The sequence below is a fragment of the Streptomyces sp. NBC_00247 genome (assembly GCF_036188265.1).
Lineage (GTDB): Bacteria > Actinomycetota > Actinomycetes > Streptomycetales > Streptomycetaceae > Streptomyces.
This window is the reverse complement of sequence record NZ_CP108093.1, coordinates 7,054,686-7,068,812: the sequence shown is the minus strand read 5'-3', so window position 1 is coordinate 7,068,812 and position 14,127 is coordinate 7,054,686. Positions and strand designations below refer to the sequence as shown.

Below are 14,127 nucleotides of genomic sequence, written 5' to 3'. Positions count from 1 at the left end.
CGCTTGTCCAGGAGGAGGCGGTCAGGAGGCGGAGTAGCCGCCGTCGACCAGGTGGTAGCTGCCGTGGACGAAGGAAGCGCGGTCGGAGAGCAGGAACGCGGCCAGCTCGGCGACCTCCTCCGACGTGCCCAGACGGCCCGCGGGGTGGAGCGAGATCAGGTGGTCGCGCGCGGGGCCGTCGGTGTTGCGCAGCAGCGGGGTGTCGATGAAGCCCGGGCCCACGGCGTTGACGCGGATGTTCTGTGCCGCGTACTCCAGGGCCGCCGTCTTGGTCAGGCCGACGACGCCGTGCTTGGCGGCGACGTAGGCCGGGGACTGGGCGAAGCCGTTGGTGCCGAGGATGGAGGAGATGTTGACGATGGCACCGCCGCCGGTCTTGAGCAGCTCCGGGATCTCGTAGCGCATCGAGTGGAAGACGCCGCTGAGGTTGGTGGCGACGACGCGGTTCCAGTCCTCGACGGCGTACTCGCCGGTCGGGGCGGCGGGGCCGCCGATGCCGGCGTTGTTCACGGCGAGGTGCAGGGCCCCGAAGGTGTCGACGGCGAACCGGACGCCCGCGTCGACGGAAGCCGGGTCGGTGACGTCCATGCGGACGGCGGCGGCGCGGGCGCCGGTGGCGGTCAGCTCCGCGACGGCCTTGCGGGCGCTCTCCTCGTCGTAGTCGGCGACGACGACCGCCGCGCCGCCGGCCGCGAGGCGCTTCGACAGCGCCAGGCCGATGCCGGAGGCACCGCCGGTGACCAGGGCGACTTTGCCGGTGAACTCGGTCGCGTAGGAAAGGGTGAGGTCAGTGCTCATGGCGTGGTGCTTCTTTCTGTGGTGCTGCGGTGCGCCGGCCCTTGTGGGGCCGGGGTCAGAAGGTCCGAGGAGAGGGCGTCGAACGCCTGGACCACGAGTTCGGGCAGGGCCGCCGGGAGACCTCCGCGGACCCATGCGGCCTGCGCGGCGAGCAGGGCTCCGGCCCCCGCGGCGACCGTCACCGCGGGACGGATGTCCTCGCGGCGGTCCACGCCGAGCCGGTCGGCGAGGATGCCGACGGATTCCTCCTGGGCGTCCACCCTGATGTGGTGGTACGCCGCGTAGAGGGTCGGTTCCTCCTCGGCCATGACCAGCAGGTCGAAGATCCGGGGGCGCAGGTGCCAGGGCCCGGCGGCGGTGTCGTCGAGCCAGTCGAGCACGGCACGCCGGTAGGCGGTGAGCGGGGGCTCGTGGGCGGGCCTGGCGCGCAGGGCCTCGTTGATGCGGTCGCCGTCGCCGCGTACGGCGTCGAGGACCGCGTCCTCCTTGCTCCGGAAGTACCGGCTGAAGGTGCGCCGGTCGACGTCGGCCGCTTCCGCGATCTCCTCGACCGTCACCGTGCGCAGGCCCCGGTCGAGTACGAGCTCGAACGCGGCTCGGGCCAGCGTGTCCCGGGTCCGGCGTGCCTTGCGGCCCCGCCTCTCCGGTTCCCTCTGCTCCGTGCTCATGTCTGCACCGTACACCTAAAAATGTCGCAGTGGGACACATGTCGCGCCGGGACTTTTGGAGGCGGTGGGACACCGCTCGACGGGTCTGTCGGATGATCCGCCCCATGACACGCGCCGACCTCGTCCTGGCCGACCGGCTGCCCACCGTGGACGAACACCGGAGGATCGCGGAGGCGGTGGGCTGGTCCACGCCTTCGCCCGGGATTTCCTGGCCGCCTCCCTCGCCGGCTCCACGGCCGGTGTCGTCGCACTGGACGGCGAGGAGGTGATCGGCATGGGACGCCTGGTGGGCGACGGCGTCTCCTACTTCTCCGTGCAGGACCTGGCGGTCATCCTTCCCGTCAGGGTGAGGGGATCGGGAGACTGCTGCTGCGCCGGCTCCTGGACCACGTGCGGGCCACCGCGCCCGCGCCCGCCTTCGTCGGGCTCTTCTCCACCGGGGAGGGTGCGGCGCTCTGCACGGACGAGGGGTTCACGCCCGGCGACATGACCGGCATGTTCCGCCTGGTCGACCCGGCCTCCTGACCGGCGCGTCCGGCCGGGTCGCCACGGCGCCCCGCCCCGTGGGTACGCGTACGTACGGGGCGGGGCGGGGCGCCGCGGCCCGGCCTCGGTGCCCCCGGCGACCCGGCCGGGGGACGAGGTCCGCCGTCAGACGCAGGTCAGCGGGCGGGCAGGACCGCGGGGGTCGTCGCCCCCCGGAACACGGTGGTGCGGCGCAGACGGAAGCCGAGTGACTCGTAGAGCCGGACGGCCCCGGTGTTCTCGGCCGCGGCATGCAGGAACGGGATGTCACCGCGCTCCGTGATCGCGTGGGCGACGGCCAGGACCAGCCGGGTCGCGAGGCCCTGGCCCCGAACGGACTCGTCGGTGCAGACCGCGCTGATCTCGCTCCAGCCCGCCGGTCGCACCCGTTCCCCCGCCATCGCGACCAGTACCCCTTCGCGCCGGACACCCAGATACGTACCGAGCTCGACGGTGCGCGACAGGAAGGGGCCGGGACGGGTGCGGTCGACCAGGGCCAGCATGTCCGGTACGTCCTCGGCGCCGAGGAGCACCGCTTCGGGGTACGGCTCCGGGCGCAGCCCCTCGCCGGTCAGCTGCACGCCCTCGATCTCGAATTCGATCTCCCAGTCCAGGGGCGGGGCCTGCTGCACGCCCATGAGCGCGACCGGGGCGCCGGGCCCGGCGAGTGCGGCGGCGTCCGCCCAGTCCCGCGCGTCGGGCTCCTGGGGAAGCGCGAACCAGGGTGCCACGTCGGCGGGGAAGCGCGCGACGCGTCCGAGCCGTTCGGCGAAGTGCGCCTGGCTACCGGTCAGTGCGGAGAGGGACGGGTTGTCCAGGGGGTGGAGGGGATGACCGGAACTCTCCCGCGCGGGGGCGGGTGCGCCCACCGTGCCGCTCCCCCTGCTCGCGGGGGCTCCGCGGTGATCGGTGACGTAGACCTCGGACATGCTTTCCTCGCTCCGGTGTTCCTCGGTGGGCGCGGCGCCGGACCGTGACACCGCATCTGGCGGAAAGCGCCTACGGCGATCCGGATATTCCCCGCTCGGACGGTGGGCATCGTCACGGACGGGGGAAGCCTGGCCGGTACGCCTCCCCGCGGCGCCCACCTGTGGCACTCTGGTGGCGACCGCCCCACCGGGCTCCCCCGTACCGGTGGGGCGGTTCTGTACGCCGAAGGGCCCTCGGCCCCGCCGGTGACGGCGGGTCCGCGCTGACACCGTCGCTTCCAGGCCAATCCCGAACTCCTGTCCTGATCCCTTTCGCTGACGGCGCATGAGCCTCCCGGCCCGGGGAAGGTGCCAGTACCTGAGGGCCTTCGACCAGGGGAGCGTGACGGGATGACCGCACACACGGCACGGATCACCAGCGCGGGCAGGGCGGAGGTGACGGACGGGCTGCCGTGGATCGAGGACGCAGGGAAGGTCGCCCCTCAGGACGCGCGCCAGCTCTCGCGCGTGTTCTTCGACCGCCTCCAGGAGCTCGAAGAGGGTACCCACGCGTACCAGTACGCGCGGAACACGCTGATCGAGATGAACCTCTCTCTCGTCCGCTTCGCCGCCGGCCGGTTCCGCAACCGGGGCAGCGGGGACATGGAGGACATCGTCCAGGTCGGCACCATCGGCCTGATCAAGGCAATCGACCGCTTCGACCTCTCGCGCGAAGTGGAGTTCACCTCCTTCGCCGTGCCGTACATCGTCGGCGAGATCAAACGCTTCTTCCGTGACACCAGCTGGGCCGTCCACGTGCCCCGGCGACTCCAGGAGCTGCGGGTCGACCTCGCCAAGGCGAAGGACCTCCTCGCCCTGGAGCTGGACCGCGACCCGACGGTCCAGGAACTCGCCGCCCATCTGGAGCTGACCCCCGAGGAGGTCACGGAGGGCATCGTCGCCTCGAACGGCTACACCGCGGGTTCGCTCGACATGCCCACCGACAGCGGTGAGTCGGGCCACCCGCACACGAACGGCCGGACCTTCGCCGACGTGCTCGGCGAGCCGGACTCCGCCATGGAGGGCGTGGAGAACCTCCAGGCGCTCGCCCCGCTCATGGACCGGCTGGACGCGCGGGAGCGCCGGATCATCGACATGCGCTTCGGCCAGGAGCTGACGCAAGCCCAGATCGGTGCCGAACTGGGCATCTCCCAGATGCACGTGTCCCGGCTGCTCAGCCGGATGCTGCGCAAGCTGCGCGACGGAATGCTGACCGAGGAGTGACCCCGCCGGGACGGGCACCGTCCGGCAGGGGAGAGCGAGGGGCGCGGCCTTCAGGTCGCGCCCTTCGCACGTGCCGCTCTCCCCGCCCCCTTCGCACGTGCCGCTCTCCCCGCGCCCCCTTCGCACGTGCCGCTCTCCCCGCGCCCCGGAACGGCGGAGGGGGACGCGGGGCGGAGAACCGCCTCGGTACGCTCAGGTCCCGGCGGGCGGGGTGGCCGCGTGGTGGGCGGCGTCCAGCAGGGCCAGATCCTCCTTCGTCAGACGCAGGGCCCCGGCGGCCACGTTCTCCTCCAGGTGCGCCGGATCGCCGGTGCCGGGGATGGCCAGCACGTGCGGGCCGCGGTGCAGCGTCCATGCCAGCCGGACCTGGGCGGCACTCGCGCCGTGCGCCCGCGCGACTTCCGCCACCTCGTCCCGCTCCGGTGCCGCACCGGCTCCCTTGTCGCGACCGGCGCCGGCGATCGAGTAGAACGGCACGAAGGCGATGCCCTGCTCCCCGCAGCTGTCGACGAACTCGTCCTGGTCGGGGCGTACTTGGATTCCGTAGAGATTCTGTACGCACACCACGGGGGCGATCTTCCGCGCCTCGGCGAGGTGCTCGGGGCGCACGTTGGAGATGCCCAGGTGGCGGATGAGTCCACGCTCGCGCAGTTCGGCGAGCGCGCCGAAGCGTTCGGCGATCGAATCCGCACCCAGTACCCGGAGGTTGACGACGTCGAGATGGTCGCGGCCGAGCTGGCGCAGGTTCTCCTCGACCTGCTCGCGCAGCCGTTCCGGGGTCGCGTGCGGGATCCACTCGCCCGAAGGGGCACGGCCGGGGCCCACCTTGGTGGAGATGACGAGGTCGTCCGTATAGGGCGCGAGCGCCCGGTTGATCAGTTCGTTGGCGGAGCGCAGGCGCGAGAAGTAGAAGGCCGCGGTGTCGATGTGGTTGACGCCGAGCTCGACTGCCCGGCGCAGCACGCCGATCGCCTGGTCGCGGTCGCGCGGGGCGGCGTCGGGGTCGAACGCGGCGCCGGTCTGCGGCAGCCGCATGGAGCCGAAGCCGATCCGGTTGACCGTCCGGTCGCCGAGGGTCCAGGTGCCCGAGGCAGCCGCTGTGATGGTGGGTGAGGTCATGGCGCCATGTTCGGTGCGGTACGGGGTTCCGGGCAAAACCTTTCGCCCCTCGACCGGCCCGCGGGGGAAACGCTCGTCGAGCAGCCGGGCGCCCCGCGGCCGGTGCCCCGGTGTTGCCGCCACATTGCAGGTTCGTGGCAGGTCGGGCGAGCGCCTTCCCGACCTGCGCGGCTCGCCCTACGGTCCGTAACCGGCCTGCGGCGAAGCCGCGTCGGCACCCCTTCTCCGCATCCTGAGGAGCACTCGTGGTTCACGCACCGCTGACCGAGTCCGCGTACGACCGGACGCGCATGCGCCAGTGGGCCGGTGGCCGGGCACGGTCGGCCGGGATCGACCGGCGGGATCTGCTGAGGCTGGTGGCCGCCGCCTCCGTGGCCGTTCCGCTGGCCTCGGCCGCCGCACCCGCGTACGCGGCGGAGTCGCTGCCCGGTGTGGTGAAGCCGCTGCCCGCGGACCTGTTCACGATCCGGGGCACCAACGCGGAGACCAACTTCGCCGCGCTGCGCGGGACGGGAGTACTCACTCCCACGGACCGCTTCTTCGTGCGCAACCACACCGCGACCCCTCGTATCGAGGCCGCCGACTGGAAGCTCACCGTGTGGGGCGACGGGCTGACGGGCGCCCCGGTGGACTTCTCGTACGACGCCTTGCGCGCCCTGCCCTCCGTCACCCGGACCGCGTTCGTCGAGTGCGCGGGCAACGGCCGCAGCTTCTACACCTCCCAGCAGAACCAGCAGGTCAGCGGCACGGCGTGGACGCTCGGCGCGATCGGTACCGCGCGCTGGCGCGGAGTGCCGCTGCGTACCGTCCTGCGCCGGGCGGGCATCGGCCGGCACGCCGTCGACGTGCTGCCGCGCGGCGTGGACGCGGAGGTCGTGACCGACGGGACGAACCTGGGGCGGGTGCGGCGGCCGCTGCCGGTGTCCAAGGCCCTGGACGACGTGCTGCTCGCCTACGAGATGAACGGTGAGCCGCTCCCGCCGGACCACGGCTTCCCGGTCCGGCTCGTCGTGCCCTCGTGGGTGGGCATCGCCAACATCAAGTGGGTGGGCGACATCGAGGTGAGCGCCGAGCCGCTGGTGTCCCCGTGGAACACCACGCTCTACCGGCTGTTCGGACCCGGCTATCCCGCTGAGGGCAGCGCCCCGCTGACCCGGCAGACGCTCAAGAGCGCCTTCGAGCTCCCGCTCGGCGCGTCCTTCACCGCGCACCGGCCGGTCCACCTGACGGGGAGGTCCTGGTCGGGCGGGGCCCCGGTCCGGTCCGTGGAGGTCAGCACGGACGGCGGCGTCCGCTGGCGCCGGGCCCGGCTGCGCGACGAACCGCGCGCGGGAAGCTGGGTGCGCTGGTCGGCTCCGTGGGTGCCGGACCGTACCGGGCCGGGCGTCCTGCTGGCGCGGGCCACCGACCGGTCCGGGCGGACCCAGCCGGAGACCGCCGCGCACAACACGCAGGGGTACCTCTTCGACGCGGTGGTCCGCCACCCGGTGACGGTGGTCTGAGGGGCGGCGGCCCGGCGGTCCGTCATCCGCGGGCGCCCCCGGGACCACCGCCCGGACGGCTCCGCTCACGCCCCTCGCGCGGGTGGGCCAGCGCACCTTCGAGTACGGCCGCGTGCACCGCCCTCGCCAGGCGTGCGCCCCAGCGGGAGCGGGGTCCGGCGAACGGTTGCGCGCCCTCGGGCCCCGGGGCGGGCACGGCGACGCAGACGGCGTCCGTGGGGGTGCCGGAGCAGTCGAGTCCGGCGTCCAGGAGCGCCTGCACCTTTGCCTCGGTGGCGGTGGCGACTGCGTTGACCAGGGCGGCGTCGCTGAGGGCGACCGGGAGCGTGACGACGATGTTGACCGTCCCGGCCGGCAGCGGGCCGGCCGTGCCCGGTGCCGGTGCGGCTGCCCAGCCGCGTACGCCGAGGCCGCTGGTGACGGTGGCCGTCACCCCCTCGTCCCGCGCCTCGGTGTACGCGCTCACGTCGGCGGCGGTCATGAGTCCGGCGCCCGGTCCGTCGAGACCCTCCGCCGCCGCGATCTGGGCGAGGTGCCGGTCGGGGTCGAGCCTCGGGTAACCGCCGGGCACCTGGGCGTTGAGGATCCAGGCGCGGTCGCCGATGCCGCCGCCCAGGACCGCGCTGCTGCAGACGCGGCTGCCGGGGGCCAGCCGCCAGACCAGATGGCCCAGCCGGTGGCCGTCCTCGTGCCGGATGCGCAGACGCCTGCGCGGCGCCGGGAGCTGGAGGGGGAGGGAGGTGATGGCGGTTCCCTGGGTGTGCGGCGGCGGCCGTGGCGGACGGCTCGCCGGTACGGACGACGATGGCCGGACGATCCTATGCGGGGCCCCGGTCGGCGGGGCACCGCCCGGTCGCCGCCCGTCCGGGGTCCCGGCCGGGGTCCCCGGGCGGTCTGTCGCCGGGCCGCCACCAGGGCCAGTCACCCGTATGGCCTAACGAGTGGTCCGGGTCACCTTTCCCGGCGGGCGCGGGCCGGGGCGGGCGCCACGCGCCCCGGCCGCCCGGGCCAGGACGGCCGGGGGGTTGCAGGGGCCATCCGGGTGAGGCGCGATGGAACCGGGCGTGCCGCACCTGAGTGGACCCACCACAGGACGCGTCCGGGCGAGGAGGCATCGGTCATGGCAGCCGCTGACGGTTTCACGGATTCCGGAGAGCTCGACGGTCTCACCGTCTACGACAACGGGGGCGAGAAGGTCGGCAATGTCGGCCGGGTGTACGTCGACGACGACACCGGCAAGCCCGACTGGGTCACGGTCAAGACCGGCATGTTCGGGATGAAGGAGAGCTTCGTTCCGCTCGCCGGAGCCCGTCGGGTCGGCTCGGACCTGCACGTGGCGCACCCGAAGGAGAGCGTGAAGGACGCTCCCCGGGTGGACGCGGACGCCCACCTCTCCGTCGCCGAGGAGGAAGAGCTCTACCGCCACTACGGACTCACGAGGAAGCCCAGGAGTACCGCGGGTACGGACATGGGCGCGGACGGCCGGACGACGGCCGGTACGGGCGCGATGGGGGGCGCGGCCGGAGCCGCCGCGGGTGCGGGAGCGGCGGGCGCGGCCCGCCCGGGCGGCACCGGCAAGGCGACCGGCGGTACCGCGGGCATGACGGGCACGGGCATGCCGGGCGCCGGCAAGCACCGGGACGCCGATGCCGCGGCCGGAACCCGGCCGCTGGTGGGCGCCGGAGCGGAGCGCTCCGCTCCCGACATGTCGAAGGCCGGTCTCGCCGGCCAGGAGGAACTCATCCGCTCCGAGGAGCAGCTGCGCGTCGGGACGGAGGAGTACGAGAGCGGGAGGGCCCGCCTGCACAAGTACGTCGTGACGGAGGAGGTCACCCGCACGGTGCCCGTCTCGCACGAGGAGGTACGCGTGGTCCGGGAGCCGCTGGCGCCGGGCGAGAAGGTGACCGGTCAGACCGCCATCGGCGAGCAGGACGTGGAGGTGACCCTGCACGCCGAGCGCGCGACCGTGCGCAAGGAGGCCGTGGCCGTGGAACGCGTACGGCTGGAACGGGACCGGGTGACCGAACAGAAGGAGGTCTCCGCCGAGGTCCGCAAGGAGAAGATCGACTACGGGGACGGGATGGACACCGGCACCGGCACCGGCAAGGACACGGGCGGCGAGTTCGGACAGGGAAGGCGCCGCTGACCCGGTCCGCCCCCGGCGGCGGACCGGGGGTGTGAACGGGCGGGGTTCGGGGCGGATCCGAAGTGACGGATCCGCCCCGAGGGCGTGTGTCGAAAGTGGCGCCGTCCGTCCGGAGGGCGGGTCCGGCGGCGTCCGGTGCGTGCGATCGCACGGCGGAGGGTCACCCCGACACTGGATGTATCGGGGTGATCGCGGCAACGCGGCGAGCGTGCGTGCCGGGCGTCGCCGCACAGGCGGGACTCCCGCAACACGCCCGAGCCCCGCCCCGAGCGCCGCGCCCCGTCCGCGTCACACTGCGGCGGGAGGCAGGGCTGGAGGCAGGAACCGCACGCTGGGCCGCCCCTGCGGGCCGTCCGGGGTGACCACCGACCGCACACGGTAGACGTCCGCGATCAGTCGCTCGGTGATCACCTCGTGCGGGGGGCCCGCGGCGACCACCCGTCCGCCGTCCATCACGGTGACCAGGTCGCAGAACATCGCGGCCAGGTTCAGGTCGTGCAGGGCGACGACGCAGGTGAGCGGGAGTGCGGACACCAACGCCAGCAGCTCCAGCTGGTGCTGGACGTCCAGGTGGTTGGTGGGCTCGTCCAGCAGGAGTTCGCGAGGCCGCTGGGCCAGGGCGCGGGCGATCTGGACCCGCTGGCGTTCGCCGCCGGACAGGGTGTGCCAGGACTGCCCGGCCCGGTCGGTCAGCCCGGTCCGTTCCATGGCCTCGCGCACGGCTTCGTCGTCCGCGGGCCCCGGCCCCGACCAGGCCCTGCGGTGCGGGATGCGCCCGAGGCGTACGACGTCCAGGACACTCAGTTCGACCTGGGTGGCCGCGTGCTGGTCGACCACGGCGACCCGCCGTGCCACCGCGCGCCGGCTCGTCGCCGCCAGCGGCTCGCCGTCGAGGGTGACGAGGCCGTCTTCCGGCGGGAGGACGCCCGCGAGCACCCGCAACAGGGTGGACTTTCCGGATCCGTTGGGGCCGATCAGGCCGACGGTGGCGCCGGGCGCCGGGGCGAGGGTCACTCCGTCGAGGATGAGGCGGCCTCCTGCCGTCCGGCTCACCCGGTCGGCCCGCAGGCCCAGGGCGGGGGCGGTCATACGACCCTCCGGGTGCGGTGCAGGACCAGTACGAAGGCCGGTACCCCGATCAGTGCGGTGACCACGCCCACCGGCACCTCCTGCGGGTCCAGGACCGTCCGGGCCAGGGTGTCGACCCAGACCAGGAAAACCGCTCCGGCCAGCGCCGTGACCGGCAGCAGCCTGCGGTGCCCGGCACCCGCGAGGGCCCGCGCGGCGTGCGGCAGCACCAGGCCGACGAAGCCGATCGCCCCGGCCGAGCTGACCAGTGCGGCGGTCAGCAGCGCGGTGGTGCAGAGCAGCACGGTCCGGGTGCGCGCGACATGGACGCCCAGGGTGGCCGCCGCGTCCTGCCCGAAGGCGAAGGCGTCGAGTGTACGGGCGTGCCCCAGGCAGATCATCAGGGTCACGAGAACGATGCCGGTGCAAAGACGTACGTCCGTCCAGCCGACCCCGCTGAGTGAGCCGAGCAGCCAGAACAGCACCCCGCGGGTCTGTTCGGCGTCGGCGGCGGTCATCACGACGAACGAAGTGAGCGCGGAGAACAACTGCATCACCGCGACGCCCGAGAGTACGACCCGGTCCGTGGTGCCGCCGAGGGTGTGGCTGAGCAGCAGGACGAGCGCGAACGAGGCGAGCGCCCCGACGAACGCGCCCGCCGAGAGGGACACCGCTCCCCCGCCGACGCCCAGCACCACGACCACGACCGCGCCGGTGGACGCGCCGGAGGAGACGCCGAGGACGAAGGGGTCGGCGAGCGGGTTGCGGAGCAGCGACTGCATGACGGTCCCGCACACCGCGAGCCCGGCGCCGCAGACGGCCGCGAGCAGGGTGCGCGGCATCCTGAGGTCCCAGACGATGCCGTCCCGGATCGGGCTGAGTTCCGTGCCGCCGAGGCCCAGATGGGCGGCGACCACCGACCACACGTCGGCGACGGAGATCCGGGCCGGGCCGATGGTGACGGCCACCGCGACGGAGGCCAGGAGGAGGACGGTGCCGCCGCCCCACAGGAGGGGTTCGGGCGCCTTCCGCAGACTCGGCAGCCCGGACGGTACGACGTGACCGGGCCGCGCACCGGAGCCGGTCCCGGCCGGGGCGTTCGCCGACGGCCGCGGGCGGACGGCTGCCGGGTCCGGGCCGGCGGTCATCCGGCGAGCCCCAACTCGCGCAGCCCGGCGGCGACGAGCTCGATGCCCTCCACCGTACGGATGGTGGGGTTCATGGCCTGGCCGCTGAGCAGGACGTACCGCTTGTTCCGTACGGCGTCCATGTTCCGGGTGACCGGGTTGGACTCCAGGAACTCGATCTTCTTCTCGGCGCTTTCGGCCGTCTGTGACGTGCGGGTGAGGTCGCCGATGACGAGGACGTCCGGGTCACGGTCGGCGATGGTCTCCCAGTTGATCTGGGGCCACTCCTCGTGGGTGTCGTCGAAGACGTTCTCGGCGCCGAGTTCGGTGGTGATGACGCCGGGTGCCCCGCAGCAGCCCGCCAGGTAGGGGGCCTCGGAGTTGGCGAACCAGTAGAGGAGGGTGGTGTGGGAGGCGTCGATGCCGTCCGTGGCCTTCGTCACCCGGGCCCGCAGGCCGGCTATGAGCTCCTCGCCCCGTTCCCGTACGCCGAACACCTCGGCGAGGTCGCGTATCTCGCCGTAGACGCTGTCGAGGGTGAGGGCGGTGGAGCGGGCTCCGTCACCGTCGCCGCTGTTGTCCTTGCCGGTGCAGTCGGAGGGCGAGACGTACGTGGGTACGCCCAGGCCCTCGAACTGCTCGCGGGGCGCGACTCCGCCCTTGCCGAGGGTTGATTCGAAGGAGGCGCTGACGAAATCGGGCTCCTGTTCCAACACCTTCTCCGAGGAGGGGGCGTTGTCGGAGAGCCTGGGGACCTTCGCGTTGGCCTTCTCCAGGCTCTTCATGACGGGGTCGGTCCAGGTCGCGGTGGCCGCGAGCCGGTCGGCGAGGCCCAGGGAGAGCAGGATCTCCGTCGATCCCTGGTTGAGGGAGACCGCGTGGTGCGGTGCGGACGTGACGGTGACGGTGCGTCCGCAGTTCTGGAGCGTCACCGGATAGCCGTCAGCGGCCTTTTGGGCGGCGGGCGCGCTGTCGTCGGCGCCGCCGCAGGCGGTCAGCAGCAGGATGCCCGCCGTCAGCAGCGCAGCGGAACGGGCGGATCGGGCCATGGGGGGCACGAGGTACCTCGGCGTCTCTGGGCCCATGCGCGGGGCCCGTTGTACGGAGTACTGCGACCCGTACGGGACGCAGGGCGCCAGCAGGTCTTCGGACTCGGGTTCGTGCGGACGGGGCGCCTTCCCAGGACACCCGTGGGTCTCCCAGTGGCCGTGGCCCCGCCCGTCCCCCTCACCGCTGCGCGTCAGTTCCGGACTCTCACCGGATTCCCTGACCCCTGTGTGGAGTGCGACTGGCACTGGGAAGCTATCACGCCCTCCGGACCACGCCGGGGGGCCGCCCGAGTCCCGTACGGCCCCCCGGCCGGGTGGCCGGGGAAGGGTGTACGACGGCGGGCGCCGCCGGGGATTCGTCCGGCGGCGCCCGCGTCCCACGGCCCTGTGGTCAGGGAAGCCGCAACGCGATCACGGCGTTGTGGCCGCCGAATCCGAAGGAGTGGCTGACGGCCCGGCTGACGGCGACGGGCCGGGGCGCCTTGGTGACGCAGTCGATGTCGAACCCGGGGGCGGGAGAGTCCAGGTTGGCGATCGGCGGGACGAGCCGGTGCTGGAGGGTCAGCACGGTGAGCGCTGCCTCGATGGCGCCCGCCGCCCCCATGCAGTGGCCGAGCACTCCCTTGGGGGCGGTGACCGGCGGCCGGTGGGGGTAGGCCCGGGCGATGAGGGCGGCCTCGGTGGCGTCGTTGAGCGGGGTCGCCGTGCCGTGCGCGTTGACGTGTCCGACGTCCTCGGCTCGCCAGTCGGCGTCCCGGAGGGCGGCGTCGACGGCCGCCTGGGCCACCTTGCCCGAGGGGTGCGGGCTGGTGGGGTGGTGGGCGTCGGTGGTGGCCCCCGTGCCCGCGATCAGCGCCCTGGGCACCGCCCCCCTGGCCACGGCGTCCTCGGCCCTCTCCAGCACCATGATGGCGGCCCCCTCTCCCATGACGAGGCCCGCGCGGTCCTCGGCGAACGGACGGCACAGCCTCGACGGGTCGCCGTCCGGCAGGGCCGCCGCCCCGGACCGGGCCAGACCGGTCATCGCCACCGGGAAGACGATCGACTCGGTGGCTCCCGCGACGGCGATGTCGCACTGGCCGCTCATCAGCATGTCCCGCGCCACCGAAAGGGCGGTGACCCCGGACGAACAGGCCGTGCACGGAGCCAGACTGGGGCCGGTGGCACCGAGCTGGATCGCGATCTCGGCCGCGGGCATGTTGGGGATGGTGAGCAGGATGCCCGCCGGTGAGGACGCCTCGGCCCCCAGCCGGTCGAGCACCACGGCCTGCTCGGAGAGGGCCGCCGATCCACCGCTGCTGGTGCCCACCACGACCGAGACCCGAGCACCGTCCCAGCCACCCGGGTCGAGTCCGGCGTCGGCGACCGCCTCACGGGCGGCGAGTACGGCGAACTTGACGTACTTGCCCATCCGGTAGGCGGTCCGGCCGCCGACGGCCTCGTCCAGATCGATGCCGGTGACCGTGCAGGCGAAGTCGACGGCGCATCCGGCCAGTTCGGGGACCGTGCGGGCCGAGGACTCCCCGGCGAGCACGCCTTCCCAGGTGGAGGCCGTGTCGTTGCCCGCCGGGGTGATCATGCCCAGTCCGGTGACGGCGATCTCGGGCCTCTTCATCGGGCGTTGCTCACCGGTTCCGTGCGGCGGGACGCCGAGCGGATGAACTCCGAGACGTCCGCGAGGGTGGCGTCCCGGTGAAGGGTGCCGACGGGCGTGTGGATGCCGAGGGTTTCCTTGATGATGACGGCGAACTCCGCCACCGCGAGTGAGTCCATCTCCAGGCTGTCCATCGTGGACTCCGGGTGAATCTCGGCCGGGGGCACCTTGAACGTATCGGTCAGCACGCCGACGATCTTCGGATGAATGGCCTTCATGATCTTCCTCTTGTGTTCGGCACGTACCTGGGGGTGGCGGGCACTTCAGCGGCCCGGAACT

The 14,127-nt window shown here is 73.2% G+C and carries 15 protein-coding genes and 1 riboswitch; of the genes, 5 read left to right on the top strand and 10 right to left on the bottom strand.

Going from position 1 to position 14,127, the window contains the following annotated elements; translation table 11 throughout:
- Nucleotides 1-21 precede the first annotated feature (21 nt).
- Both OHT52_RS30155 and OHT52_RS30150 read right to left on the bottom strand, forming a co-directional pair.
- The gene (locus OHT52_RS30155) at nucleotides 22-798 is read right to left on the bottom strand and encodes an SDR family NAD(P)-dependent oxidoreductase (protein WP_328723341.1); all 777 of its coding nucleotides are present in this window, start codon (nucleotides 796-798) and stop codon (nucleotides 22-24) included.
- A complete protein-coding gene (locus OHT52_RS30150; protein ID WP_328723340.1) occupies nucleotides 795-1,466 on the bottom strand; it encodes a TetR family transcriptional regulator in 672 nt (223 codons plus the stop codon). The genes OHT52_RS30155 and OHT52_RS30150 overlap by 4 nt, the downstream gene beginning before the upstream one ends.
- A 104-nt stretch (nucleotides 1,467-1,570) precedes the next feature.
- Between OHT52_RS30150 and OHT52_RS30145 the strand changes: the two genes are divergently transcribed.
- Nucleotides 1,571-1,735, top strand: coding sequence for a hypothetical protein (locus OHT52_RS30145; protein ID WP_328723339.1), 165 nt, complete (start codon nucleotides 1,571-1,573; stop codon nucleotides 1,733-1,735).
- Nucleotides 1,736-1,856: 121 nt separating this feature from the next.
- A complete protein-coding gene (locus OHT52_RS30140) occupies nucleotides 1,857-1,991 on the top strand; it encodes a hypothetical protein (RefSeq protein WP_328723338.1) in 135 nt (44 codons plus the stop codon).
- Between the two features lie 137 nt (nucleotides 1,992-2,128).
- Here OHT52_RS30140 and OHT52_RS30135 read toward each other — a convergent pair whose 3' ends face one another.
- Nucleotides 2,129-2,920 carry a GNAT family N-acetyltransferase gene (locus OHT52_RS30135; RefSeq protein WP_328723337.1) on the bottom strand — a complete coding sequence of 264 codons (792 nt, stop codon included), beginning with the start codon at nucleotides 2,918-2,920 and terminating at the stop codon, nucleotides 2,129-2,131.
- A gap of 390 nt (nucleotides 2,921-3,310) precedes the next feature.
- Here OHT52_RS30135 and OHT52_RS30130 point away from each other — a divergent pair, with 390 nt between their 5' ends.
- Nucleotides 3,311-4,183 (top strand): RNA polymerase sigma factor SigF, encoded by an 873-nt coding sequence (locus OHT52_RS30130; protein ID WP_328723336.1) that lies wholly within the window; start codon nucleotides 3,311-3,313, stop codon nucleotides 4,181-4,183.
- A gap of 192 nt (nucleotides 4,184-4,375) precedes the next feature.
- Here the strand turns inward: OHT52_RS30130 and OHT52_RS30125 are convergent, their stop codons facing one another.
- Nucleotides 4,376-5,302, bottom strand: coding sequence for an oxidoreductase (locus OHT52_RS30125; RefSeq protein ID WP_328723335.1), 927 nt, complete (start codon nucleotides 5,300-5,302; stop codon nucleotides 4,376-4,378).
- A 290-nt stretch (nucleotides 5,303-5,592) separates the two neighbouring features.
- Between OHT52_RS30125 and OHT52_RS30120 the strand changes: the two genes are divergently transcribed.
- Complete coding sequence (locus OHT52_RS30120) at nucleotides 5,593-6,804, top strand: sulfite oxidase (protein ID WP_328723985.1); 1,212 nt, start codon at nucleotides 5,593-5,595, stop codon at nucleotides 6,802-6,804.
- Between the two features lie 22 nt (nucleotides 6,805-6,826).
- Here the strand turns inward: OHT52_RS30120 and OHT52_RS30115 are convergent, their stop codons facing one another.
- Entirely contained in the window at nucleotides 6,827-7,549 is a 723-nt protein-coding gene (locus tag OHT52_RS30115) for an adenosylcobinamide amidohydrolase (RefSeq protein WP_443046826.1), read from the bottom strand.
- A 375-nt stretch (nucleotides 7,550-7,924) separates the two neighbouring features.
- On the opposite strand from OHT52_RS30115, the gene OHT52_RS30110 reads away from it, so the two are divergent.
- Entirely contained in the window at nucleotides 7,925-8,950 is a 1,026-nt protein-coding gene (locus tag OHT52_RS30110) for a PRC and DUF2382 domain-containing protein (RefSeq protein WP_328723334.1), read from the top strand.
- Nucleotides 8,951-9,238: 288 nt separating this feature from the next.
- On the opposite strand, the gene OHT52_RS30105 is transcribed toward OHT52_RS30110, so the two are convergent.
- The 5 genes from OHT52_RS30105 to OHT52_RS30085 form a co-directional block, all read right to left on the bottom strand.
- Nucleotides 9,239-10,039, bottom strand: coding sequence for an ABC transporter ATP-binding protein (locus OHT52_RS30105; RefSeq protein WP_328723333.1), 801 nt, complete (start codon nucleotides 10,037-10,039; stop codon nucleotides 9,239-9,241).
- Nucleotides 10,036-11,166, bottom strand: a complete 1,131-nt coding sequence (locus OHT52_RS30100; protein WP_328723332.1) for a FecCD family ABC transporter permease — start codon at nucleotides 11,164-11,166, stop codon at nucleotides 10,036-10,038. The genes OHT52_RS30105 and OHT52_RS30100 overlap by 4 nt, the downstream gene beginning before the upstream one ends.
- On the bottom strand, nucleotides 11,163-12,194 hold the full coding sequence (locus OHT52_RS30095; protein WP_443046722.1) for an ABC transporter substrate-binding protein: 1,032 nt from the start codon (nucleotides 12,192-12,194) through the stop codon (nucleotides 11,163-11,165). Before OHT52_RS30095 ends, OHT52_RS30100 begins: the two co-directional genes overlap by 4 nt.
- A 71-nt stretch (nucleotides 12,195-12,265) precedes the next feature.
- Nucleotides 12,266-12,453: riboswitch (cobalamin riboswitch) on the bottom strand.
- A gap of 132 nt (nucleotides 12,454-12,585) precedes the next feature.
- Entirely contained in the window at nucleotides 12,586-13,809 is a 1,224-nt protein-coding gene (locus OHT52_RS30090) for a beta-ketoacyl-[acyl-carrier-protein] synthase family protein (RefSeq protein ID WP_328723330.1), read from the bottom strand.
- Nucleotides 13,806-14,066: an acyl carrier protein gene (locus tag OHT52_RS30085; RefSeq protein WP_328723329.1), complete on the bottom strand. Its 261-nt coding sequence runs from the start codon at nucleotides 14,064-14,066 to the stop codon at nucleotides 13,806-13,808. Before OHT52_RS30085 ends, OHT52_RS30090 begins: the two co-directional genes overlap by 4 nt.
- Nucleotides 14,067-14,127: the final 61 nt, after the last annotated feature.

Coding starts and splice junctions, on each gene's coding strand:
- OHT52_RS30155 (WP_328723341.1), bottom strand. CDS start 798: ATGAGCACTGACCTCACCCTTTCCTACGCGACCGAGTTCACCGGCAAA.
- OHT52_RS30150 (WP_328723340.1), bottom strand. CDS start 1,466: ATGAGCACGGAGCAGAGGGAACCGGAGAGGCGGGGCCGCAAGGCACGC.
- OHT52_RS30145 (WP_328723339.1), top strand. CDS start 1,571: ATGACACGCGCCGACCTCGTCCTGGCCGACCGGCTGCCCACCGTGGAC.
- OHT52_RS30135 (WP_328723337.1), bottom strand. CDS start 2,920: ATGTCCGAGGTCTACGTCACCGATCACCGCGGAGCCCCCGCGAGCAGG.
- OHT52_RS30130 (WP_328723336.1), top strand. CDS start 3,311: ATGACCGCACACACGGCACGGATCACCAGCGCGGGCAGGGCGGAGGTG.
- OHT52_RS30125 (WP_328723335.1), bottom strand. CDS start 5,302: ATGACCTCACCCACCATCACAGCGGCTGCCTCGGGCACCTGGACCCTC.
- OHT52_RS30120 (WP_328723985.1), top strand. CDS start 5,593: ATGCGCCAGTGGGCCGGTGGCCGGGCACGGTCGGCCGGGATCGACCGG.
- OHT52_RS30110 (WP_328723334.1), top strand. CDS start 7,925: ATGGCAGCCGCTGACGGTTTCACGGATTCCGGAGAGCTCGACGGTCTC.
- OHT52_RS30105 (WP_328723333.1), bottom strand. CDS start 10,039: ATGACCGCCCCCGCCCTGGGCCTGCGGGCCGACCGGGTGAGCCGGACG.
- OHT52_RS30100 (WP_328723332.1), bottom strand. CDS start 11,166: ATGACCGCCGGCCCGGACCCGGCAGCCGTCCGCCCGCGGCCGTCGGCG.
- OHT52_RS30095 (WP_443046722.1), bottom strand. CDS start 12,194: ATGGCCCGATCCGCCCGTTCCGCTGCGCTGCTGACGGCGGGCATCCTG.
- OHT52_RS30090 (WP_328723330.1), bottom strand. CDS start 13,809: ATGAAGAGGCCCGAGATCGCCGTCACCGGACTGGGCATGATCACCCCG.
- OHT52_RS30085 (WP_328723329.1), bottom strand. CDS start 14,066: ATGAAGGCCATTCATCCGAAGATCGTCGGCGTGCTGACCGATACGTTC.